Annotated in this window: 19 protein-coding genes and 2 tRNA genes; 12 read left to right on the forward strand and 9 right to left on the reverse strand. The window is 35.3% G+C overall.

What is annotated here, in order from left to right:
* Nucleotides 1–113 precede the first annotated feature (113 nt).
* The 6 genes from FNW21_RS08080 to FNW21_RS08105 all read right to left on the reverse strand — a co-directional run bounded on the left by FNW21_RS08080 (nt 114) and on the right by FNW21_RS08105 (nt 5,882).
* Nucleotides 114–2,357 (reverse strand): M1 family metallopeptidase, encoded by a 2,244-nt coding sequence (locus FNW21_RS08080; protein ID WP_144256233.1) that lies wholly within the window; start codon nt 2,355–2,357, stop codon nt 114–116.
* Between the two features lie 64 nt (nt 2,358–2,421).
* Nucleotides 2,422–2,925, reverse strand: coding sequence for a DUF6702 family protein (locus tag FNW21_RS08085; protein WP_144256234.1), 504 nt, complete (start codon nt 2,923–2,925; stop codon nt 2,422–2,424).
* Nucleotides 2,922–3,677 carry a hypothetical protein gene (locus FNW21_RS08090; RefSeq protein ID WP_144256235.1) on the reverse strand — a complete coding sequence of 252 codons (756 nt, stop codon included), beginning with the start codon at nt 3,675–3,677 and terminating at the stop codon, nt 2,922–2,924. Before FNW21_RS08090 ends, FNW21_RS08085 begins: the two co-directional genes overlap by 4 nt.
* Nucleotides 3,667–4,389 carry a hypothetical protein gene (locus tag FNW21_RS08095; protein ID WP_144256236.1) on the reverse strand — a complete coding sequence of 241 codons (723 nt, stop codon included), beginning with the start codon at nt 4,387–4,389 and terminating at the stop codon, nt 3,667–3,669. The genes FNW21_RS08090 and FNW21_RS08095 overlap by 11 nt, the downstream gene beginning before the upstream one ends.
* Nucleotides 4,376–5,143: a peptidase associated/transthyretin-like domain-containing protein gene (locus FNW21_RS08100; RefSeq protein WP_185963903.1), complete on the reverse strand. Its 768-nt coding sequence runs from the start codon at nt 5,141–5,143 to the stop codon at nt 4,376–4,378. Before FNW21_RS08100 ends, FNW21_RS08095 begins: the two co-directional genes overlap by 14 nt.
* Nucleotides 5,133–5,882: a hypothetical protein gene (locus FNW21_RS08105; RefSeq protein WP_144256238.1), complete on the reverse strand. Its 750-nt coding sequence runs from the start codon at nt 5,880–5,882 to the stop codon at nt 5,133–5,135. Before FNW21_RS08105 ends, FNW21_RS08100 begins: the two co-directional genes overlap by 11 nt.
* A gap of 136 nt (nt 5,883–6,018) precedes the next feature.
* Here FNW21_RS08105 and pepE point away from each other — a divergent pair, with 136 nt between their 5' ends.
* Nucleotides 6,019–6,726, forward strand: a complete 708-nt coding sequence (pepE, locus tag FNW21_RS08110) for a dipeptidase PepE (protein ID WP_144256239.1) — start codon at nt 6,019–6,021, stop codon at nt 6,724–6,726.
* Nucleotides 6,727–6,753: 27 nt separating this feature from the next.
* Here pepE and FNW21_RS08115 read toward each other — a convergent pair.
* Together FNW21_RS08115 and FNW21_RS08120 are read right to left on the reverse strand one after the other, a co-directional pair.
* Nucleotides 6,754–6,829: transfer RNA gene (locus tag FNW21_RS08115), tRNA-Gly, on the reverse strand.
* Between the two features lie 84 nt (nt 6,830–6,913).
* Nucleotides 6,914–6,986 (reverse strand) — tRNA-Gly (locus FNW21_RS08120).
* A gap of 137 nt (nt 6,987–7,123) precedes the next feature.
* On the opposite strand from FNW21_RS08120, the gene FNW21_RS16520 reads away from it, so the two are divergent.
* The 3 genes from FNW21_RS16520 to FNW21_RS08130 are packed head-to-tail and all read left to right on the forward strand — an operon-like array spanning nt 7,124 to nt 9,151.
* Nucleotides 7,124–7,357: a hypothetical protein gene (locus FNW21_RS16520; RefSeq protein WP_235889608.1), complete on the forward strand. Its 234-nt coding sequence runs from the start codon at nt 7,124–7,126 to the stop codon at nt 7,355–7,357.
* Nucleotides 7,358–7,371: 14 nt separating this feature from the next.
* Nucleotides 7,372–7,566, forward strand: coding sequence for a GNAT family N-acetyltransferase (locus FNW21_RS16525; protein WP_235889609.1), 195 nt, complete (start codon nt 7,372–7,374; stop codon nt 7,564–7,566).
* On the forward strand, nt 7,559–9,151 hold the full coding sequence (locus FNW21_RS08130) for a L,D-transpeptidase family protein (protein ID WP_144256240.1): 1,593 nt from the start codon (nt 7,559–7,561) through the stop codon (nt 9,149–9,151). The genes FNW21_RS16525 and FNW21_RS08130 overlap by 8 nt, the downstream gene beginning before the upstream one ends.
* On the opposite strand, the gene FNW21_RS08135 is transcribed toward FNW21_RS08130, so the two are convergent.
* Complete coding sequence (locus FNW21_RS08135; protein ID WP_144256241.1) at nt 9,140–9,862, reverse strand: murein L,D-transpeptidase catalytic domain family protein; 723 nt, start codon at nt 9,860–9,862, stop codon at nt 9,140–9,142. The genes FNW21_RS08130 and FNW21_RS08135 overlap by 12 nt on opposite strands.
* Before the next feature lie 200 nt (nt 9,863–10,062).
* Here FNW21_RS08135 and FNW21_RS08140 point away from each other — a divergent pair, with 200 nt between their 5' ends.
* From FNW21_RS08140 to map, 8 genes are all read left to right on the forward strand, one after another.
* Entirely contained in the window at nt 10,063–12,456 is a 2,394-nt protein-coding gene (locus tag FNW21_RS08140; protein WP_144256242.1) for a DUF5916 domain-containing protein, read from the forward strand.
* Nucleotides 12,457–12,706: 250 nt separating this feature from the next.
* Nucleotides 12,707–15,124, forward strand: a complete 2,418-nt coding sequence (locus tag FNW21_RS08145; protein WP_144256243.1) for a DUF5916 domain-containing protein — start codon at nt 12,707–12,709, stop codon at nt 15,122–15,124.
* A 134-nt stretch (nt 15,125–15,258) separates the two neighbouring features.
* Nucleotides 15,259–16,776, forward strand: a complete 1,518-nt coding sequence (gpmI, locus tag FNW21_RS08150) for a 2,3-bisphosphoglycerate-independent phosphoglycerate mutase (protein WP_144256244.1) — start codon at nt 15,259–15,261, stop codon at nt 16,774–16,776.
* 343 nt (nt 16,777–17,119) lie between these two features.
* A complete protein-coding gene (locus FNW21_RS08155; RefSeq protein WP_144256245.1) occupies nt 17,120–17,794 on the forward strand; it encodes a TetR/AcrR family transcriptional regulator in 675 nt (224 codons plus the stop codon).
* Between the two features lie 2 nt (nt 17,795–17,796).
* Nucleotides 17,797–19,455 (forward strand): peptidase domain-containing ABC transporter, encoded by a 1,659-nt coding sequence (locus FNW21_RS08160; protein WP_144256246.1) that lies wholly within the window; start codon nt 17,797–17,799, stop codon nt 19,453–19,455.
* 6 nt (nt 19,456–19,461) lie between these two features.
* Nucleotides 19,462–20,820 carry an HlyD family secretion protein gene (locus FNW21_RS08165; RefSeq protein ID WP_144256247.1) on the forward strand — a complete coding sequence of 453 codons (1,359 nt, stop codon included), beginning with the start codon at nt 19,462–19,464 and terminating at the stop codon, nt 20,818–20,820.
* A complete protein-coding gene (locus FNW21_RS08170) occupies nt 20,820–22,229 on the forward strand; it encodes a TolC family protein (protein WP_144256248.1) in 1,410 nt (469 codons plus the stop codon). Before FNW21_RS08165 ends, FNW21_RS08170 begins: the two co-directional genes overlap by 1 nt.
* Before the next feature lie 43 nt (nt 22,230–22,272).
* Nucleotides 22,273–23,091, forward strand: coding sequence for a type I methionyl aminopeptidase (map, locus tag FNW21_RS08175; protein WP_144256249.1), 819 nt, complete (start codon nt 22,273–22,275; stop codon nt 23,089–23,091).
* The last annotated feature ends 40 nt before the right edge of the window (nt 23,092–23,131 follow it).

Raw genomic sequence — 23,131 nt, forward strand, 5'->3', positions numbered from 1 at the left:
TAAAACAAGAAAAATATTGTTAAATATATAAATAAAAAACAAAAAAAGTCGGAAGATTATTCTTCCGACCATTACTACCGTTAAGAGTCTTTTTAAATAATTGTAATTAGAATTTAATCGAATTTGGATTTTACTTCTTCTTTGGGCCAAACATTGTTAGTTACATCAATATCGGCAGTTTCTAATTTAGGGTCGATTTGTATTTTTTTGATTATTTTTTCGGTAGCATACACTTTCTTGGCGGTATCATTGTTTTTTCTCCAAATTTGTGCAGGGTATTTAAAATTTTCGGTGCTACCATCTTCATAGGTGATTTCGACCAAAATAGGCATGAGCATACCGCCTGGTTTATTGAATTCTACTTCGTAAAAGTAACTTGGTTTTTTCAAGGTTGCTTTTTCCTCGGCAGTTAATTTTTCGTTGACATAATCGGACAGTGTTTTGAAATCCTCAATTTTCAATGCTTTTTTGGCTGCAGGATTTAATTCGGCATTTTTTTCAGAAACCAAATATACAAATGGGCCTTTGTCTTCGCCAAAACGACCTTTTCTGACTTTGGTGTTTTTCAACTCGGTTGTTGGTGTATCGGTCACATAATATTGTTTTACATCGGCGATGCCAATATCTACAAAATCTGTAGAATAGAACCAACCTCTGAAAAACCAATCCAAATCGAATGCCGAAGCATCTTCCATGGTTCTAAAAAAGTCTTCGGGAGTTGGGTGTTTGAATTTCCAACGGTTGGCATATACCTTGAATGCATGGTCAAACAATTCGCGCCCCATAATAGTTTCTCTCAATATGTTAAGTCCCGTTGCTGGCTTACCGTAGGCATTGTTTCCAAACTGGATAATCCCTTCGGAATTTGACATTATTGGCTCTAGAAATTTTTGATCTCCACTCATGTAAGGTACAATATTTTTAGGTGGGCCTCGTCTTGACGGATAATTGGTACCCAATTCTTGTTCTGCCATAAACTCCATAAACGAGTTCAATCCTTCGTCCATCCAAGTCCATTGGCGTTCATCGGAATTGACAATCATGGGGAAAAAGTTGTGTCCTACTTCGTGAATTACAACGCCCATCATGCCGTTTTTGACCTGCGGTGTTGTTACTCCGTTTTCGTCTGGACGACCAAAATTCCAACAAATCATAGGGTATTCCATTCCTTGATCCTCTGCCGAAACCGAAACGGCTTTGGGATACGGATAATCAAATGTATGCGATGAATAGCTTTTTAAGGTATGCGCCACGGTCCTTGTTGAGGTTTCTCCCCACAACGGATTGGCTTCCTTGGGATAAACGGATGCAGCCATAACCACTTTACCGCCCAGCTGAACCGCCATAGCATCGTAAATGAATTTTCGAGATGTGGCAATACCAAAATCGCGGACGTTTCGAGCACTAAATTTCCATGTTTTTTTCTGGTTCGAAAAACCTTTTTCTGCGGCTTCGGCCTCGGCTTGTGTTACAATGACAACGGGTTTATCAAAAGATTTTTGCGCTAGCTCATATCGTTTTACTTGTTCAGGAGTAAATACTTGACTTCTATTCATCAATTCTCCAGTGGCTTCCATCACGTGATCTGCTGGAACGGTAATGTTTACATCAAAATTTCCAAATGGCAAGGCAAATTCGCCTCCACCCCAAAACTGCATATTTTGCCATCCTTCGACATCATTGTAGACGGCCATTCTAGGATAAAATTGTGCGATTACATACAATTTATTGCCTTCTTTTTCGAATAATTCATAACCAGAACGACCACCATCTTGCTTGTAATTATTAATATTATACCACCATTTTACGGAGAACGAATATTTATCGCCTGGTTTCATAGGTGTGGCTAAATTAATGCGCATCATGGTTTGGTTAATCGTATACGACACGGGGTTTCCCTTGGCATCTTTTACATATTCAATGTTGAAACCACGATCTAAACCCGCTTTCAAATATTCATTTGCAAATTTATCAGCAGGCAATACGGGCTCTAATTTTTCATTTTCGGCTAGTGGTGTTTGCGAGGTTTTTGCGGCTTGATTTTGGTCTAATTGTACCCACAAATATTCTAGATTATCAGGCGAATTGTTGTAGTAGGTTACGGTTTCGGAGCCGCTTAATTTGGAGTTTTTGTCATCCAATTCTACATCAATTTTATAATCGGCTTGTTGCTGGTAGTACGCAGGACCTGGCGCTCCAGATGCCGTACGAAACATATTGGGCGTAGCCAATAAATCGTACATCTGGCTGAACTTATTCGTGTCGTACTTGCCTTGTTGTTTGGGTAAAATGGGAGTTGTTTTTTCTTGTGCCAATACAAATGCTGGAACAAGCAATAATAGCGTTAGTTTTTTCATAGGGTTGAAACAAAAATTTTCAGGGTGTGAAAATAATGATTTATAACAAATGAGGCTATTTTATTCAGTATTTTAACATTTCGCTTCTGTTTGAATCACTAAACAACAGACTTTTTTTGATTCCGTTTATGGTAAAGTGCATGATGTTTTGCTGCTCTGCATTCCATTCTACCAAAATGCTGTTTTGTATAGCAAGCGTATTGATTTTCGAAATTTCTTTGATGCTAAAATAGCATATTATAACGTCGCCTTCCAATTCGCTACTCAATAAATTCATAGGTTTTGTTTGTCCGTTTACTTTTATCACAAAGTTTTCGTTGCTATATTTTTTCAGCAATGCCATATCAGTAGTGGTAGGTTTATCACTTGTTAAAGTCGTTTTTACATGGTATTTTTTTTCTAAAGCCTTGTCTACATCATCACTAAAAAGACGTGCCGTAATTTGAATCATTTTTTTTTCGGGAACAAAATTCACCTGATAAATAGCGGCATAAAATTTATGAATGGCAAATCCAGAAATGAGAATGAATAGCGCACCCAAAAAAGCAAATTGAATTATTTTTTTCATTTTTCAAAAGTACTAATTCTTTTAAAAGCTTTGTTTTTTGTGATCAAAAAATCAATCAATTGGAATTTGTTTTCCGGTTTGAGTAATTCTTTAGCTCTGGAATCGGTTTCGCAATACATCAAAAAGAGATTAATTTCATCCAATTTTAATGCTAATGTTTGTGTGAAAAAATCCCTGTTTATAGTTGTAAAAACCTCTTTTGTAAAATCTTTTTCGGGAAGTTCAGGTGTTTTTTCGACAGCTTTTTTCTTGAATAATCTCGGAATTACTTTGGTTCCTATTCGCCATAAATCCATACTGTTTTCGACTGCAAAAGACGGCATTGTAGTGTTCTTGGGCGAGGATTTTTCGTCGTCAAAAAACGGCATGTCGACATATTTTTGCGAGTTGGAAGAAATTGGTTTTAGTGCTGTTTTCTTGGAAACGAGGACTTCTTTTAATTCGTTTTCAAAAAAATCAAGTTTGATAATTAAAAGCGGTAGTTCGAGATTTTTAGTTGTCAGAATTATTTTTTGAGATCGAAAAGCCATGCTCGAAATTAGCAGCGTATCCTTTGATTTTGCTGGAATGTCAAACGAGCCATCGGATTGTATGAGCGTTCTTGTTTTGGAATTTAGATTAAAAACATATCCGTTTTCAACTGGAATCGAATCGTTTAAAACCTGTCCTTTCAAGACCTTGCGAAACTGTCCTTGTGCAATCCCAAAAGAGAACAGCACTAATAAAACGAGTATTTTTTGTCTATTTTTCATCAGCAAGTATTTCCTTGTATTGTTTGGCCAATTTTGAAACTAGGAACAGGGTCATGGTTTTGTTTTTGGTAAGTAATGATTGGGCAATTTCTTTATCTTCAATGCAATAATATTGAAATCCCTTGATGTAATCCGATGGTATTTTTAAAACTCCAATATAATAATCGTCGTTAAAAAGGGGCTTCATTTTGCCTAATAAAAGCTCCTTTTTTTCGACTTCCAACTCTTTTTTCAGCATGGCTTTGCGACCAGAAAAAGTATTCAACAAGCCAATAATTCCACCTGAATTAGAACTTAATTTTCTTTCTGCGGGAGTGTAATGTTTCATATCTTTGGTAATTATTCCCAATGAAACCGCATTGATATTCGCGTTTTTATTGACAATAACTTCGTCTAAAACAATGCTTTTAGGAATCATTTCAATCATCAATAGGGGTTTATTCCAATCTTCTTCCTCGATTAATCTTCTGTGGAATTCAAAATCGTTGGACGAAAAAAGCAATAAATCATCGGCTTTCGCCAAAATATAAAATTCACCATTGCTGTCAACAGTCGTATTTTTTTCGGTTACTAAATTCACGACCGTTATGCTTTGTAAATTTCCCGATGTCGCTGTGACTTTTCCGTGTAGGAGCTGTTCTTTATTGGCTTGCGCCAAAGCCAATTGACCTATCAAAAATAGGAATATGATTAATTTTTTAGTTTTTTTCATCAGCAAGAAGTGCGTTGTATTTTTCGGCTAATTTGACGATTAAAAACTGCATCATCGTTTTGTTTTTGGATTGTAAAGCCGCTGCAAATTCAGCGTCTTCTATGCAATAATAGTGAAAACCTTTGATGTAATTTGCTGGAATTCCTAGGGTTTTTGAGTAATATTCCTCCTCAAAAACGACTTCGATTTTAGATAATAATTGCTCTTTTCGTTCTACTTGTACTTCTTTTTTCAGCATTTTGGTTCTGCCAGAAATTGCATTGAGTATAGGGTCTATAGCAAGTGCGCCACCAAGAATTCCTAGCAATTGAATGGGTTTAAAATCTCCTGCCGTTTTCAACTTGCGTTCAGCCGCCGTGTATTTTCGTTGTCCAGACGGGATGATTCTTAAATTTTCGGCTGTTAGTTCGGGATGTTCATTGATGATTACTTCCTTGAGAACATTGTTTTTGGATTCCATTTTAATTTCAAGAATTCCATATTCAAGGTCTTGAAGACTAATTCTTTTGCGAAAGGGTTCTAAATTTACTGCCGAAAACAAAATGATTTCTCCCGGTTTTACAGGCAATATAAAAGTGCCATTTTTGTTTGTCGTTGTGGTTTCCTGACTCGTTACATTGCTTATGTTTACGCCCTCTACAAGAACCGAATTCACGGTAATTTTTCCTTTCAAAATAGGCGTGACACTAGTTTGTCCAGAGGTTTTTGGAACGAGGCAAAAAACAAAAAATAGCAACGTAAAGTTATTTTTCACTTGCAAGTAGGTCTTTGTATTTGGTAGCCAATTCGCCTATTAAAAATTCGGTGCTAGTTTTGTTATTGGACTCAAGGATAACGATGAATTTTTCATTCTCCACGGCATAATACTCAAAACCTTTAACATATTCGGATGGAATTTTTAATTTTTTTGTAAAAAAATCCATGTCAAACAGATTTTCAATTTGTTGCATGTGTTGTTCTTTCTTTTCGACTGCGAGCTCTTTTTTGAGCATTGCCGTTCTTCCCGAAAGTAAATTAAGTAGCGGGTCTATCGAGAATGAGGTACTCAAACCATATTTAGCATCCATACCCGTTGCTGCTTTTAGTTTTCGCTCGGCTGGCGTATATGATTTTTGTCCTTTTGGAATAATCCCCAACGCTTCGGCATTGATAGTAGCGTATCTTTTTATGATTACCTCATTCAATTGATTCATGATGGGAGTCATTTTTACATAAAATAAATCGCCTTCAAAACTCTTTGGCGTCAAGCAAATTCGTAGTCCTTTGAACTGTACCGCCGATAATAATAGCGTGTCACCAACGGCTGCGGGGAGCGAAAAATAACCATCACGATCAGAAATGGCTGCTTTTTCGGTTTTTAAATTAATAATGTAAATCCCTTCCAGATTTGAAACGGTTGACATGATTTTGCCGTTTAGTTTCGAAACGTTTTTTTCTTGCGCCCAAACGGTTGTTGTTGCCAAAAGAAAAAAAATACTAACCGCTCGAATCATTGCTTTGAAATTACATTATGCGTAGTAAAAGTATTGTAATGACGTCCAAATTTAGTATTAACAACTTGGTAAAAATATGTTAATTAAAAAAGCAGATTGAATACCTTTACACCAACTATTGATTTCTTACTCCGCCATGAAAAATCTTATTATAGCCAGTACATCAACCCTTCACGGAGGCGATTATTTGGATTATTTATTACCTGAATTAGCTGTTCTTTTTAAAAATTGCACGACCCTACTTTTTATTCCGTATGCAAGACCTGGAGGGATTACGCATGAAGCTTATACTCAAAAGGTGGCTTTGGCTTTTGCCAAAATAAACAAAACTATCGTTGGAATTCAAGAATTTGAAAATGCCAAAAAAGCAATCGAACAAGCCGAAGGGATTTTTACTGGAGGTGGAAACACGTTTTTATTGGTCTCCCAATTGTATAAAAATAACGGTATGAACGCACTTGCCGAAACGCTAAAAAACGGAACTCCTTATTTAGGTACTAGTGCTGGTAGTAACATTTGCGGGCTTACGATGCAAACTACTAATGATATGCCTATTGTTTATCCGCCAAGTTTCCTGACTTTAGGAATGCTTCCTTTTAACTTAAACCCTCATTATTTAGATGCCGATGCGCTATCACAACACATGGGCGAAACTCGTGAAACGCGTATAAGTGAATATCACGCTTTTAATTCGGCGCCTGTTTTAGGGCTGCGGGAAGGAAGTTGGTTGGAAGTGAAGGACGAAAAAATAATTTTAAAAGGAACGTTGTCGGCAAGACTCTTCATGCAAAATAAAGCACCTGAAGAAATTTTGCCCGAAACAAACCTTGATTACTTGAAATGAAAAAGCCGAAACAAATTTGTTTCGGCTTGGAGCGAAAGACGAGGCTCGAACTCGCGACAACCAGCTTGGAAGGCTGGAGCTCTACCAACTGAGCTACTTTCGCAGGATAGGTAAATTGTTTTTTGAAATTAGAAAATGGTTTTTCTAGTCTTAAAAACAAACCCCAAATTTTCATTTGAGGTTTTAGAGCGAAAGACGAGGCTCGAACTCGCGACAACCAGCTTGGAAGGCTGGAGCTCTACCAACTGAGCTACTTTCGCATTACTGCGGTGCAAATATAGCTAAAGTTTTTACTTATTTGCAAACTTTTAAATATAAAATTACATCACAAAAGAGATATATTTTATAACCTTTTTAAAACTAAAATGTTATACTTTTATTTTAAATTAAAATAGGAATGCCATACATCAATAAAATACCTGCTTTAACTACTTTTCCTGTTCGTCAAGCTGTTCTTCGGGAAGGAAAACCGCTTGATACCTGCTATTTTGATGGCGATAATTTAGGAACGACCACTCATTTTGGAATTTTTTTAGAGGATAATTTAGTGGGAATTCTTTCGGTTTACAAAAAAATAACGCTTTATTTGCCGAGAAAAATCAAATGCAAATTCGGGGTATGGCAGTTTTAAAACCCAATCAATGAATGGGATTTGGACAAAAACTCGTTCTGTTTTGTGAGGCATTTTGTGCATCGGACTGCGATTTGATTTGGTTCAATGCAAGGAAAGAAGCTGTAGGATTTTATGAAAAATTAGGATATACCCAAAAAGGGGAATTGTTTGCTATTGCTGGTGTTGGAGAACATATTGTCCTGTTTAAAAAAATTAAAAATGACTAAATTTTGCCTTTTTATTGTTGGTTGTTTCTTTTTGGGTTGTCAAAAGGAAGTTCCTAAAACGATTGCCAGTTATGAAAATATTGCCCCAAAAACACTGTCTAAAATACGTGTTACTGGTAATGCTTTGCCTATTGATAGTCTCGATTTAGCCCTTTTTGACAGTAGAATACTCACTGAATTTTACAAGGCATCTGGGTATAAAACCGTTTGGCAATCGGACACAAATAGGAAAATTATAGTGGAGCAACTCCTTCAATCGGAGCAGGAAGGGTTAAATCCAAAGGATTTTCATGTGGATAATTTGCAGGAATTAGAACAAAAACACGCATCACTGACTGGAAAAGAGTTGGTTCATTACGATATTTTGTTAACACATAATTTTCAAAAATACTTGATTCAGGTCAATATGGGCAAACTAAATCCAACGAATTTATACACGGATTGGGATTTAAAACAACCCCATTTTGATGTCAATGCCGTTTTATCCGAAGGCTTTGCGACCAATTCATTCAACGGTATTCTTGAAAAATACCACCCCAAATCCGTTACCTACAACAGTTTGATAAAAGCATTGGCACTTATTAACACCTACCCAGTAGACAGATTAAAACCAATTATTGTTGGTCAAAAATTAGTTTTGAATGATACCAATTCGTCATTAATTCAAATTAAAAAACGCCTTCGGTATTGGAATGATTTGGGAGGAAAAGACAGTTTGAATAGGGTTTACAACAAGAAAACATTTGAGGCTGTTAAGCGATTTCAATACCGACACGGTTTAATTTCGGATGGTGTTATTGGGCCTGGAACTGTTGTCGCGCTTAATTTTACAAAAACCCAGAGGAAAGAACAAATCATTGCCAACTTGGAACGTTGGCGCTGGTTTAATCAGGAATTTAATGAAAATTATATCCTTATTAATATTCCAAATTACAGTTTGAATGTTGTAGAAAAGCAGGATACGGTGGTGTTTAGAAAAGTGGTCGTGGGCACAGCCAAAAGGCGAACTCCAATTCTTACTTCGGCTTTAAAAACGGTAGTTTTCAATCCCACTTGGACGGTGCCACCCACGATTTTGAAAGAAGATGTTGTTCCTGCAATGATGCGAAATAGAAATTATCTAAAAAATAAAAGTATTACTATATATGATAGCAACGGTAAGGAAGTGAGTCCAAATCAGTGGAATGCGAGTAAACCAAATAATTACAAGTACATACAAAGTCCGGGAATGGGCAATTCATTGGGGGTGATGAAAATTTTGTTTCCCAACAATCACAGTGTTTATTTGCACGATACGAACCACAGGAATTTATTTGGAATGCACAATAGATCCTTGAGTTCAGGATGCGTTAGGGTCGAAAATCCGTTGGAATTGGCACAACAAGTTTTAAACGATTCTGAAAAATGGTCAAAACAACGGATTGATTCTGTTGTGGCTACCAAAAAAACGAATTACGTCAAAATCAATAAAAATTACGCTATCTATTTGTGGTATTGGACCGCTTGGAGCGAAAAAAATAAATTGTATTTCCGAACCGATATTTACAAATTGGATTCGGAATTGTATTCGAAATTAAGAAATTAGCTTGGCTGTGTTTTCAAAATTCATGGACGGATGGTAGATAAAAAGGCAGGATTTATCTTTTATTAAGTTGATAATTGTATTCGCCAAAGCTTCTGGAATTGCGGGACAACCTTGACTTCTGCCCAATCTCTTGTTTCCTCGAATGAAGGATTCAGACACATAATCAGCACCATGAACGACAACGGCTCTTTCGCGAGCGTGGTCGTTAATTCCTTTTTCTAAACCGTCTAATTTTAGTGAAAGTCCGTGTTTTCCTTTGTATACTTCGCCGGTGGCGTAAAATCCCAAACTACTTTCGAAGGATTGTGGTGAATTCGAGAATTTAGATGCAAATTCTTCGCCAGTATTCCTGCCATGCGCGACCAACGATTGTAATAATATAGTATTGGTTGCTAGATCAATAACCCAAAGTCGTTTTACATTGGACGACAAACTAAAATCGACCAAAGTCAAAATATCTTTTTGGACGAGCCCTTTTTCTTTCAATAAATAAAATCCTTTTAGGGCTTGGGTAAAACTCTCCAAATTAGGCAAGGTAAACTCATTTGCTTGTAGCGAATTGTATACTAGTTCGACTTTCATATCAAAACTTGATTTAGCAACACTCGCTATTTTAGTAGGGGCTATTTTTTCAGAATTTGAAAAATTAAACGGACCAGAAGAATAGGTCATTAATAGAAAAAGTAATGAAGGAAATATTTTATATAGCATTGAAAATCTTTAGGTTATACACTTGTTTGGGGAAGGCAAAAGTATGAAAAAATGCATGCTATCGAATAAGTATTGGTAGTTTTTGTAAAGTTTAACATTTTTTTTCGGAAAGTTGCATGAAAAAAATAGTTGTTAAAATTCAAAAATCTATACGCTATTATGTTAAATTTCTTATATTTACCTATTAATCAGCCAAAAATATGACGAAATACTGCTGTTTTTTTTCAATTCTACTCGCTTTTAGTAGCCACTATGCGTTTTCTCAAAAGAAAATTCTTCTGGCGAAATCTACTACAGAAAATATTACAATTGATGGAAAAATTAACGAACCCGTTTGGGAAACCGCTTCGGTGGCATCGGATTTCGTGATGTTTGAGCCAGATAACGGGAAACCAATTAGTTCCGATAAAAAAACCGAAGTTCGCATCCTCTACGACAACAATGCCATTTATATTGCCGCCACATTGTATGATAATGAACCAGATAAAATTCAGAAAGAAATTACCAATCGGGATGTTTTTGGAGTTTCGGACCATTTTTCGGTAGCGATAAATGGGTTTAATGATGGGCAACAAGATTTTCGTTTTTATGTAAGTGCCGCTGGTGTGCAAATGGATTGTTTGGCAACGGAGGATAATGAGGATTTTTCGTGGGACGCCATTTGGGACAGTCACGTAGCGTTAACCTCATTTGGTTGGGTAGTCGAAATGAAAATTCCGTATGCCGCCCTGCGATTTTCGAATGCCAAAAAACAAACTTGGGGACTCAATTGTACGCGGGAAATAAAAAGAGATGTACAAACCTATACTTGGAATCGGGTCGATACAAAAATTGGTGCAGTTATCACACAAGCAGGAATCTTGGAAGGAATTGAAAACATTCAGCCGCCAACCCGATTGTTTTTTATACCCTATACATCGTCCTATTATCAACAAAGTGATTTGGGCTCCGAGGTTACTTTTAAAGCGGGCTTGGATTTGAAATACGGCATCAATGAATCCTTTACCTTGGATGCGATTTTGGTTCCTGATTTTGGACAAACAAAATTTGATAATGCCATCTTGAATTTGGAACCCTTTGAACAGCAACTCGAGGAAAACAGGCCTTTTTTTACTGAAGGAACTGATTTATTTAGCAAAGGAAATCTCTTTTATTCCAGACGAATTGGTGGTGCGCCTACTACTGATCCAGATTTAGGTGCCAACGAAGAAATTACAAATTATCCTAGTAGTGTCGATTTGTTGAACGCCGTAAAAGTATCCGGCAGAACCGAAAAAGGACTGGGAATAGGTTTCCTGAATGCCGTTACCGAGAAAACTTTTGCTACAATTACCAATACCCAAACTGGAGAAACCCGCAAGGAAGTGATTGCGCCATTGACAAATTATAATGTTTTGGTTTTTGACCAACGCTTTAATCAAAATTCATCCGTGACTTTTGTGAACACCAATACGACTAGAAATGGCGGTTTTAGAGATGCCAATGTGTCCGCGTTAGTTTTTGATTTGAACACCAAAGCCAATACTTACAATCTGTCTGGCGATTTCAAATACAGCGCTATTAATGATATAGAATCTACTAACGGATTCAAAACAGCCTTGAATTTCAAAAAAACCAGTGGGCGATACCGTTACTTATTTTCAGGAAAATACATTTCAAAAAATTATGATGTCAACGATTTAGGAATCATTTTCTATACCAATTACCACAGCGGTTTGGCCAATGCAAGCTACCGGATTTTGAACCCTAATCACGTTTTCAATACCTTTAAAGTAGAGCAAGAACTGAATGTTGAAGTTCAAAATACGTTTGGCAAATTGCAAGAAGCTTGGTATAAAACGGTAATTAAAGCAACAACATTAAACAATGATTATTTTGAGTTCGCATTGGTGATGAATCCCATTGAAACGTATGATTTTTACGAGCCAAGAGCAGCTGATCGCTATGTGTATATCCCAAAAAGAGTGTCGTCTTATTTTGGATTTGAATTGAATAGGAACAATCCTTTTACATTTGATTTGACCCTTTCGGCAGCCAAATTTGAGGAACAAGGTCGCTTTAATTATGGCTTTTATGCCAGTCCCAAATACCGTTTCAATGATAAGTTTTCCTTGGCGTATGCCGTTGATTATTTGCATAAAAGAAACGACCGTGGCTGGGTAGATGAGGATGAAACGGGTATTATTTTTGCCGAAAGAAATCGAGAATACATTCAAAATGATTTTACAGGAAAATATGCTTTGAATAACAAAATGACGCTTAATTTGACTGCGCGATATTACTGGTCGTATGCCAATAACCATCAATTTTTGACGTTGCAAAACGACGGACATTTAGTTCAAAATACCGTTTATGACCAAAACAAAAATAGAAATTTCAATTCATGGAATTTTGATTTGTCCTATTCCTGGTGGTTTGCTCCGGGGAGCGAAATCTCGTTTTTATATCGCAATTTTGCTCAAGAACGAACCAATCAAGTCGAAACGAATTTAGGAAACAACATCAATAATGTGTTTAAAAATAACTTGACCAATATTGTATCCGTAAGTCTTCGGTATTTTATTGATTATAATGTTGTTAAAAATAAATTTTAAGCCTTTTTGAAAAGTAAAATACGTAATTAGCAATTGTTTTTATTGTTAAAATGCCTGTAAAATAACCCGATTAAAAGTGTAGATTGATTGTACTAAAACTAAAATAAATACGTTTTTTTGCTTAAGAAATGTCCTAACAATAGTAATTGTATTTTTATTTTAAAAACTGTAACAAAAAGTTAAAAGCAAAGTCTATTATAACAATTGGACAAATTTCAATCATCAATCACTTTTAATCAATCAAAATCACATGAGAAAACTACTTTTTATAAGTACGCTTTTTATTTCTTTTCTTGGCTTTGCCCAAAAAAAAACACTGCAAACTAAAATCATTTCAGATAAAATAACGGTTGATGGAAAAATAAACGAAGCCGTTTGGGAAACGGTTGCTCCTGCTACTGATTTTGTGATGTTTCAACCCGATAACGGCAAGCCAATTGCCGAAAATAAAAGAACCGAAGTTAAGGTTTTGTATGATAATGATGCCATTTATATTTCGGCAAAATTATACGATGATGAACCTGATAAAATCCTAAAAGAAATTTCACAACGAGATGATTTTGGCACCACTGATTTTTTTGGTGTTTTTGTAAATGGATACAACGATGGGCAACAAAACTTTCAGTTTTTTGTCAATGCCGCCGATGGTCAAGCGGATTGCTTATCGACAGATACCAATGGTGAAGATTATTCTTGGGACGCCGTTTGGGAGAGCAAAGCGGTCATAACCAACTTTGGTTGGGTGGTCGAAATGAGGATTCCGTATGCAGCGTTGCGTTTTTCGAGTGAAAAAATTCAAAAATGGGGACTCAATTTTTTTAGAGAAATCAAGCGAGACCGACAAAAATATTCTTGGAATTATATCGACTCAAAAATAGGTACTTTCACGCAACAAAATGGCGTTTTGGAAGGAATTCAGAACATAAAAACATCTACACGCTTGTTTTTGCTCCCTTATTCTTCCTTTTACATCAATTCTGGTGCACACCAAAAAACGTATGGAACGCTCAAAGGCGGATTGGATCTTAAGTATGGAATTAACGATGCTTTTACTTTAGACATGATTTTGATTCCTGATTTTGGTCAAACCAAATACGATGATAAAATTTTGAATTTAGGCCCATTCGAGCAACAATTTAATGAAAACAGGCCTTTTTTTACCGAAGGAACCGATTTGTTTAGCAAAGGAAATTTGGTTTATTCGCGACGAATTGGTGGTTCTCCTAGTAATTATCCAACAATTAAGAGCAACGAAGAAATTATTGATAATCCCGCAAATGTGAGTTTGATAAACGCATTAAAAGTGTCTGGAAGAACCAAAAACGGACTTGGAGTAGGGATTTTGAATGCTGTTACCGAAAAAACTTCGGCTGTAATTCGCAACAATGACAACCAGCAAACGCGAAATGAAGTAGTAGAACCGCTTGCTAATTATAATGTTTTGGTCTTGGATCAACGCTTTCGCAAAAATTCCTCTATCGCATTTGTGAATACCAATGTCACTCGAAACGGTAGTTTTAGAGACGGAAATGTATCTGCATTGGTTTGGGATTTGAATACTAAAAAGAACACCTACAATTTGGCTGGAGATTTTAAATACAGTTATGTTACGGATGTCGAGTCCAAAAAAGGAATCGCAACAACCTTGAATTTTGCCGAAACAACCGGGAAATACCGTTATAGTTTTGGTGGTGATTTGTATACCAAAGATTTTGACAATAATGATTTGGGAATCAACTTCGAAACGAATTATTACAGTTTTTATGGCAATGCCAATTATAGAATTTTGAATCCTACCAAACACTTCAATGGTTTTAGAGTGAACTACAACAACTTTTTACAATTCCGCAAAGACACTGGAAAAATACAAGGCAGTAATATTAACGTAAATGTAAATTTGGAGACCAAAAAAAACAATTCAGTAGGTTTTGGAATTAACGTCAATCCCTTTGAACGCTATGATTATTACGAACCTAGAACTGCCGGAAGGTTTGCAATTTCTCCCACAAGCTACAGTTTTTGGGCGTATTACTCCAGAAATTACAATTATAAATTTGCGTTTGAAATCAATCCCGAATATTCCAAAGCAAATGAAGCAGGACGAAATTATTACGAAATAAATTTAGGACCACGCTACCGTTTCAATGATAAATTGGCGTTGAATTATAATTTTGGATACTCAAAACGTAGCAATAATAAGGGTTTTGTGGATAGCATTGATGGTGATTTGAATCCAATTACTCCGGAAACTATTGTTTTTGCGAATCGTGATGTGATTACCTATTCTAATACTTTGGGCGGGAAATACTCGATTAATAGCAAAATGAATTTTAATCTTTCGGTACGACAATACTGGTCGTATGCCGAAAATAAAAATTATTTGTCATTGGAACAAAACGGCAGACTCAAAGAATTACCCAGCTACACCGAGAATAAAAATTCTAGTTTTTATTCCTGGAATATGGATTTGTCCTATTCCTGGTGGTTTGCTCCGGGGAGTCAAGTTTCGGTTTTGTACCGCAATAGTGCCGCTAATTTTGAAAATGTCATCAATAAAGACTTTGGCGAAAATGTCAAAAACCTACTCAATAATCAGGAATTGCAGCATGTTTTTTCAGTCAGTGTGCGCTATTTTATAGATTACAATCAGGTGAAACACGTTTTTTAGTTCCTTTTCAAAAAAGTACTTCTGCGGGTAAATTTGTGATTATTACTGCTTTTTGTCTTTTTTAGGCATAATAGTGTTTCGAGTTGTAGGTACTTTTTTTAGAAATACTTTACCTTTGTTTAAAATATATTCTAATGAAAAAGAAAGTAATTCTAATGATTTTGGATGGCTGGGGAAAATCTCCAGATCCTAAAGTATCTGCAATTGATAACGCTAACGTTCCTTTTATAAATAGTTTGTATAAAAACTACCCTAGCGCACAACTCCGTACCGATGGACTCAACGTAGGACTTCCAGAAGGACAAATGGGCAATAGCGAAGTGGGACACATGAACTTAGGAGCAGGACGAATTGTGTATCAAGATTTGGCCAAGATAAACCTTGCCGTTGCCAATAATACCTTGACCAAAGAACCCGTTCTGATAGACGCTTTTAATTATGCAAAAGCAAATAATAAAAAGGTACATTTCCTTGGACTAGTTTCGGATGGTGGCGTTCACTCACATACCTCGCATTTGCGCGGACTTATTGATGCTACGCAACAATGTGGTTTGCAAGATGTATTTGTACATGCTTTTACTGACGGGCGTGATGTAGATCCTAAATCAGGAAAAAAATACATACAGGATTTAGAAAATTATATTGCTGCTACTACCGTAAAAATTGCATCGGTAATTGGGCGTTATTATGCGATGGATCGCGATAAACGTTGGGAAAGAGTAAAACTTGCCTACGATTTATTGGTAAATGGAACCGGTACACATACCAAAGATGCTGTTGCTTCGATGGAACAAAGCTATCAAAACGATATTACGGATGAATTCATTGCGCCACTTGTTGTCGTTGACCAAAATGACCAACCACTAGCAACTATTCAAGAAGACGATGTGGTTATTTTCTTCAATTTTAGAACTGATCGAGGACGTGAGTTGACCGAAGCGCTTTCGCAAAAGGATTTTCACGAGCAAAACATGCACAAACTCAACTTGTATTATGTTACGCTAACGAATTATGACGAAACGTACCAAAATGTAAAAGTAGTTTACAACAAAGATAATATTACCGAAACCCTTGGCGAAGTCCTAGAAAAAGCAGGTAAAAAACAAATCCGAATTGCCGAAACAGAGAAATATCCACACGTGACATTTTTCTTTTCTGGCGGTAGAGAATTGCCTTTTGATGGTGAAAGTCGCATCTTGAAAAACTCGCCAAAAGTAGCCACTTATGATCTACAACCTGAAATGAGTGCTTTTGAACTCACCGAAGCCTTGGTTCCAGAACTCGAAAAAGGCGAAGTAGATTTCGTTTGTTTGAATTTTGCCAATGGCGACATGGTAGGACATACTGGAATAATGGATGCCGCTATACAAGCCTGCGAAGCCGTTGACAAATGTGTCGAAAAAGTAATTACTACGGCTCTTGCCAATGGATATACCACGCTAGTAATTGCGGATCACGGAAATTGCGAAACGATGATAAACCCTGATGGAAGCCCAAATACGGCGCATACTACTAATCCTGTGCCACTTATTTTGGTAGATAATGAACTAAAAACAATTCACGATGGCGTTCTAGGAGATATGGCTCCAACCATTTTGGAATTGATGGGCGTGCCGCAACCAGCTGCAATGACACAGCATTCGTTGTTGTAGGACCACCTTTTTTAATTAATTTTCAAAAAAATAGTTAAGCTGCCTAATCTTTTGGGCAGCTTTTTTTATGATTTTATGTTTCGAGTAGTTTAAAGTTAAAAATTAATTTTTTATGTAATTGTTTAATATTCAGTTGGTTATTTTTTTAAGATGCTTTTGGTTATTCTAAAATTGTTTTAATAACTAAAATAATTGTTAAAAAAAATAAAATTGAAAGTATTACTATTAACTTTACAGAAAATTAAATTTTTTTATTGCAGTTAATAAGAGTACAATTGGTCAATTTCAATTGAATTCAAAAAGCAAAAATAAAGAGGAATCAATTAAGCGATACTGATAATTTATGGAAAGTAGCCAATTACTATTTAAAATTCAAGTCAATTCAAAAATATATGTCAAAGATCCTGAAACATCTGTTTTAGGAAAAAAAATTATTGAATATGGCATTTTGTTGATTGATGAAATAGGATTTGAAGAATTTACGTTTAAGAAATTAGGAGATTTAATAGGTTCGAACGAAAGTTCACTGTACCGTTATTTCGAGAATAAGCATAAGTTTTTAATCTATTTATCGAGTTGGTATTGGAGTTGGATTGAATATAGAATCCATGTAGCAACAAATGCGGTAGTAAATCCTTTCGAAAAGTTAACTTTGGCAATTACAATTGCGACCGAAAAAATAGAAGACGATTCTACTACAGCGCACATCAATGAATCTATTTTGAACAAAATAATTATTCAAGAGTTTACCAAAACGCTCCATACTAAAGAAGTTGACGAGGAAAACAAAGAAGGTTTTTTTTTGATATACAAGCGAATAATAAATACAATTATTGCTTTTGTGAACGAAGTAAATCCCGATTATCCCTATGCAAAAAGCCTTGTTTCTTCTATTGTTGAAGGCTCTTTGCACCAGCATTTTTTGATGTGTCATTTAAAAACAATTACGAATTGTAGTGAACATAACAAACCTACTAATTTTTATCTCCATTTAATTTCAACGTTACTAAAAAAATAATTATGACTCCTCTACAACGATTTTTTAATCTTTTATTACTAGATAAAAAGGATGTTTATCAAATTTTTTTCTACGCCATCTTTGCCGGTTTAGTTAGCCTCTCATTGCCATTAGGTATTCAAGCAATTATCAATTTTATTCAATCGGGTCGCGTGAGTGTTTCCTGGATAGTTTTAGTGGTTTTGGTTGTAATAGGGGTAATTCTAGTGGGGATATTATCCTTAATGCAGCTTCGTATTACTGAAAATATCCAGCAAAAAATATTTGTTAGATCTTCATTTGAATTTGCTGGACGATTGCCTCGAATAAAATTTGAGGAATTATATGATTCCTATCCACCCGAAATAGCCAATCGTTTTTTTGATACTATGACCATTCAAAAAGGAAGCTCAAAATTGTTAATTGATTTTTCGGCAGCATTATTGCAAATAATTTTTGGGGTTATTTTACTATCGCTTTACCATCCTTATTTTATTGTTTTTGGATTATTGCTATTACTATTGCTTTATTTTATATTCAAATTTTCGTACGCTCCAGGTTTAGAAACTAGTTTGAAAGAGTCTAAATACAAGTATAAAGTAGCGGCATGGTTGCAAGAGATGGCGCGCAATAATTTTAGTTTTAGAAACGAACTTAATTATGATTATGCGCTTCAAAAAAACGATACATTAGTTAGTGACTATTTGAATTATCGGGAGAAACATTTTGAAATCGTAAAGAGACAATTTAGTCAACTTATCGTTTTCAAAGTAGTTATTACGGCTAGTTTATTGAGTATAGGAGGTTATTTAGTGCTCATTCAGGAAATGAATATTGGACAGTTTGTTGCAGCAGAAATCATTATTTTGTTGGTTATTGGTTCAGTCGAGAAAATAATTCTTGGACTAGAAACGTTTTATGATGTACTAACATCGGTAGAAAAAATAGGTTTGGTAACCGATATGAAACTTGAGGAGGAGTCAAGCGATGAGTTGAATACATGTTATACCTCCATGAGCCTTGAAGTTGATAATGTGTCATTTAAATTTCCGGATTCTAAAAGTAATATTCTTAAACACATAACCTTAAAAATTGACCCGTCGGAGATAATAGTAATTGATGGTGCCAATGGCTCCGGAAAGACCACCTTGATTAGATTATTATCAGGTTTGATTTATCCTACTTTTGGTTCATTTTACATTAATGATGACACTTTTGGGAAAATTAATTTAAAACAATATCGTTCTCAAATAGGAAGTATAATTTATGGTGAGACTCCATTTCAAGGCAGTATTATTGATAATATTACCTTTAAAAATCCCACTATAAAACAAGAAGACTTGAAATGGGCCATCGAGGGCGTACAACTTAATTCCTATCTAAAAACATTACCAAACGGTTTGGAAACGATTGTTTTTCCTGAAGGTAGACAATTGTCATCCTCTAATGCTCAAAAAATTCTTCTAGCAAGGAGTATTATTCACAAACCAAAAATTTTGTTCTATGAAGACCCTACAGATACAATGGATCAAAATGTAGCCAATTCAATTATTGATTTTATTACCGCAAAGGAAAACAATTGGACTATTATAGTTTCGTCAAAAAACCCGTATTGGAAAACTAAATCTACTCGTAACATTATCATGGACAAAGGACAAATTGTTTTTGATACAAAAAAATAACAAACAATGCTTAATATATCCGAAAACATTAGCCACTATTCTAAATCCTTACGAAAGTATCAAAACGTTCAAAATTTAGAAAATAGGCCTCATTACAAAATTTTAAATAGAATTATTACCACGGTTTCGATTTTGGCAGTAGTGGCACTTTTTTTACCTTGGACTCAAAATATTTCTAGTACGGGTGCTGTAACAACTCTAAAACCCAATCAAAGGCCACAGTCTATTCAAAGTGTCATTTCTGGACGAATAGAAAGATGGTATGTTCAAGAAGGGGATTTTGTTAAAAAAGGGGATACAATCCTATTTATATCCGAGATAAAGGAAGATTATTTAGACCCTAATTTAGTTACTAACACCCAAAATCAAGTAACTGCCAAAAAACAAGCACTTACATCGTATACCAATAAAGTCAATACGGTATCCGTTCAAATTCAAGCTATTGAAAATGAGAAAAAACTAAAATTAGAGCAAGCAAATAATAAAATAAAACAATCTCTTTTGAAAATTAAAAGTGATTCGATGGATCTTGAAGCCATAAAAACACAAGTAAAAATTGCGAATACACAATTCAATCGTTCCGTACAATTAAACAAAGAAGGGTTAAAGCCAGTAACCGATGTTGAAGAGAAACGCTTGAAATTGCAAGAAGTTGATGCCAAAATCATTACTCAAGAAAATAAATACTTAACCAGCAAAAATGAGTATATAAATTCTAAAGTAGAAATAAATAGAATTGGAGCCGAATATTCCGAGAAAGTGTCAAAAGCTCAAAGTGATCAATTCACGGCATTAAGCAATCAATTTGATACCGAAGCTCAAGTCAATAAACTAGAAAATCAATATGCAAATTATAGTATAAGGAACGGTCTTTACTACATAAAAGCAGCACAAAACGGATATATAAACAGAGCTTTACAAGCTGGAATTGGTGAAACTATCAAAGAAGGAACGCCAATTGTTACTATTATGCCCTCTGAATATGATGTTGCTGTCGAGACTTTTGTCAACCCAGTTGATTTACCATTAATAAAAAAAGGGGAAAAAATTAGAGTTTGGTTTGATGGCTGGCCAACAATTGTATTCTCTGGATGGCCAGAAATGTCCTATGGTACTTTTGGAGGTGAAATAGTTGCTATTGAAAATTTTATTAGCGAAAACGGAAAATTTAGAGTCTTAATTGCTCCAGATCCAACACAAGATAAATGGCCAAAACAATTAAGTATAGGTTCTGGTGCACAAACTATTGCACTTTTAAACACAGTGCCAGTTTGGTTCGAAATATGGAGAATTTTAAACGGGTTTCCCCCTGATTACTATAAAACTAAATCCAAATTATCCAAAAATAATAAAGAAAAAAAATAATGAGACAATTCGTTTTTGCCTTTTTAATTATGGGATTTGTAGCAAAATCTCAAACCATTACGAGCACCTTACAAACAAGTAAAGAGGTACAACTATCTTTCGATGAATATTTAGGTCTCGTAAAAAAATACCATCCCCTTGTTAAAAATGCAGATTTAGAAATTAGTCGTGCACAAGCTAATTTAATGATGGCAAGAGGTGCTTTTGATCCTAAAATTGAAGTTGATTTTAACCAAAAAAAGTTCAAAAACAAAGAATATTATTCTATTTTAAACAGTAGTTTTAAAATACCAACTTGGTATGGAATTGAGATAAAAGCGAGCTTTGATAATAATGATGGTGTTTACTTAAACCCAGAAAATACAACACCTAATCAAGGTTTGACTTCTTTAGGAATTAGTGTTCCTCTTGGACAAGGGTTGCTCATTAATCAAAGAATGGCTGACCTGCAAAAAGCTAAAATTCAAATACAAGTAAGCAAAGCAGAAAGAGCATTAGAAGCCATTTCGGTTTTGCATAACGCAGCAATTGCTTACTTTAATTGGAAAAAAAATTACGATGAGCTACGGTTATATCAACAATATTTAAGCAATGCCGAAAAACGGTTCAAAGGTATTCAAGTCCTAATCAAGAACGGAGATAAGCCAGCAATTGACAGCACAGAAGCGGGAATTGTTGTAAAAAATAGGTTATTAAGCCTTGAAGATGCTAAACTAAAATTGTCCAAAGCTAAATTAGAACTTTCCAATTTTCTTTGGCTCGAGAATACCATTCCTGTTGAATTATCAGATGGTATGATTCCCGAAGAGCAATTAGAAAACACTATTCAAGAAACACTTAAAACAAATGAATTATTACAAGCAGATTTCATACTTACCAATCATCCAAAAATTAATTCTTTGGAACGAAAAATTGAGCTTTTGACCATCGATAAAAAAGTGAAAAGTAATATGTTGTTACCCAAAATCGACATTGGTTATTCCTATCTATCAGAACCTCGGTATTTTGACAACTATCAATTTAAGGATTACAAAGTTGGATTGGATTTTGCATTCCCTATTTTTTTAAGAAAAGAGCGAGGAAGTCTAAAACTTGCTAAATATAAAATTCAAGAAACTGAATTTATTTTAAGTCTTGAAAAAGTACAGCTAACCAATAAAATAAATGCTCAAAAAATTGAAATTGTTTCATTAGCCAAGCAACGTGTCATTGCAAAAGGGTTGGTGCTAGACAATACCACAATGCTTACTTCCGAGGAGCGACTGTTTACTTTTGGAGAAAGTTCTTTGTTTTTAATCAATACTCGAGAGAATAATCTGGTTTCCGCTCAATTAGCCGCTATAACATTAGAAAATAGATTCTATATTTCGAATTCTGAATTATTTAAAATTATGGCCAACACAAATTAAATAATTTAAAAAGTGTATTTTTGCGCACCAAAAATACGAAAATATGATTATCCCAAAAACTCGTGAAGAAATAGAATTAATGCGCGAAAGTGCTTTAATCGTATCCAAAACACTCGGAATGATAGCTTCCGAAATTAAAGTAGGCGTAACTACTTTATACCTAGACAAAAGAGCCGAAGAATTTATTCGGGATCATGGTGCGGAACCTAGTTTTCTTGGTTTGTACGGTTTTCCAAATTCGTTGTGCATGAGTCCAAATTCCCAAGTAGTACATGGGATTCCTAACAATAAACCACTAGAAAGTGGCGATGTGATTTCGGTAGATTGTGGTGCTTACAAAAACGGTTTTCATGGTGATCACGCCTATTCATTTGAAATTGGTGAAGTAGCCGAAGACGTAAAAAAATTATTGCGAGTGACCAAGGAATCTTTATACGTAGGAATTCGAGAATTAAAACTAGGAAATCGAGTAGAGGATGTGGGTAATGCTATTCAAAAATATACCGAAGCCCATGGATATGGCGTTGTTAGGGAGTTAGTAGGTCACGGCGTAGGTCAAAAAATGCACGAAGATCCTGAAATGCCAAATTATGGAAAACGCGGTCGTGGCAAACTTTTTATTGAAGGAATGGTTGTTGCCATAGAACCCATGATAAATCTGGGGACAAAAAACATAAGACAGCATAAAGACGGCTGGACTATCACCACTGCCGACGGGAAACCATCAGCACATTTTGAACACGATGTGGCTATTATTGACGGAAAACCAGAAATTTTGTCCACATTTGCTTATGTTTATCAAGCTTTAGGGATTGTGAGCAACGAAGAAGAGGAGTTTAGGAAAGTACCTTTTGTGATTTAATTTTACGAAGAATACATTTGCAATTAAGTTTGAAAAAATA

The organism is Flavobacterium restrictum (assembly GCF_007097245.1).
Lineage (GTDB): Bacteria > Bacteroidota > Bacteroidia > Flavobacteriales > Flavobacteriaceae > Flavobacterium > Flavobacterium restrictum.

Excerpts from the sequence above, each read along its gene's own strand:
- FNW21_RS08080 (WP_144256233.1), bottom strand. The coding sequence starts at position 2,357 with ATGAAAAAACTAACGCTATTATTGCTTGTTCCAGCATTTGTATTGGCA.
- FNW21_RS08085 (WP_144256234.1), bottom strand. The coding sequence starts at position 2,925 with ATGAAAAAAATAATTCAATTTGCTTTTTTGGGTGCGCTATTCATTCTC.
- FNW21_RS08090 (WP_144256235.1), bottom strand. The coding sequence starts at position 3,677 with ATGAAAAATAGACAAAAAATACTCGTTTTATTAGTGCTGTTCTCTTTT.
- FNW21_RS08095 (WP_144256236.1), bottom strand. The coding sequence starts at position 4,389 with ATGAAAAAAACTAAAAAATTAATCATATTCCTATTTTTGATAGGTCAA.
- FNW21_RS08105 (WP_144256238.1), bottom strand. The coding sequence starts at position 5,882 with ATGATTCGAGCGGTTAGTATTTTTTTTCTTTTGGCAACAACAACCGTT.
- pepE (WP_144256239.1), top strand. The coding sequence starts at position 6,019 with ATGAAAAATCTTATTATAGCCAGTACATCAACCCTTCACGGAGGCGAT.
- FNW21_RS16520 (WP_235889608.1), top strand. The coding sequence starts at position 7,124 with ATGCCATACATCAATAAAATACCTGCTTTAACTACTTTTCCTGTTCGT.
- FNW21_RS16525 (WP_235889609.1), top strand. The coding sequence starts at position 7,372 with ATGGGATTTGGACAAAAACTCGTTCTGTTTTGTGAGGCATTTTGTGCA.
- FNW21_RS08130 (WP_144256240.1), top strand. The coding sequence starts at position 7,559 with ATGACTAAATTTTGCCTTTTTATTGTTGGTTGTTTCTTTTTGGGTTGT.
- FNW21_RS08135 (WP_144256241.1), bottom strand. The coding sequence starts at position 9,862 with ATGCTATATAAAATATTTCCTTCATTACTTTTTCTATTAATGACCTAT.
- FNW21_RS08140 (WP_144256242.1), top strand. The coding sequence starts at position 10,063 with ATGACGAAATACTGCTGTTTTTTTTCAATTCTACTCGCTTTTAGTAGC.
- FNW21_RS08145 (WP_144256243.1), top strand. The coding sequence starts at position 12,707 with ATGAGAAAACTACTTTTTATAAGTACGCTTTTTATTTCTTTTCTTGGC.
- gpmI (WP_144256244.1), top strand. The coding sequence starts at position 15,259 with ATGAAAAAGAAAGTAATTCTAATGATTTTGGATGGCTGGGGAAAATCT.
- FNW21_RS08155 (WP_144256245.1), top strand. The coding sequence starts at position 17,120 with ATGGAAAGTAGCCAATTACTATTTAAAATTCAAGTCAATTCAAAAATA.
- FNW21_RS08160 (WP_144256246.1), top strand. The coding sequence starts at position 17,797 with ATGACTCCTCTACAACGATTTTTTAATCTTTTATTACTAGATAAAAAG.
- FNW21_RS08165 (WP_144256247.1), top strand. The coding sequence starts at position 19,462 with ATGCTTAATATATCCGAAAACATTAGCCACTATTCTAAATCCTTACGA.
- FNW21_RS08170 (WP_144256248.1), top strand. The coding sequence starts at position 20,820 with ATGAGACAATTCGTTTTTGCCTTTTTAATTATGGGATTTGTAGCAAAA.
- map (WP_144256249.1), top strand. The coding sequence starts at position 22,273 with ATGATTATCCCAAAAACTCGTGAAGAAATAGAATTAATGCGCGAAAGT.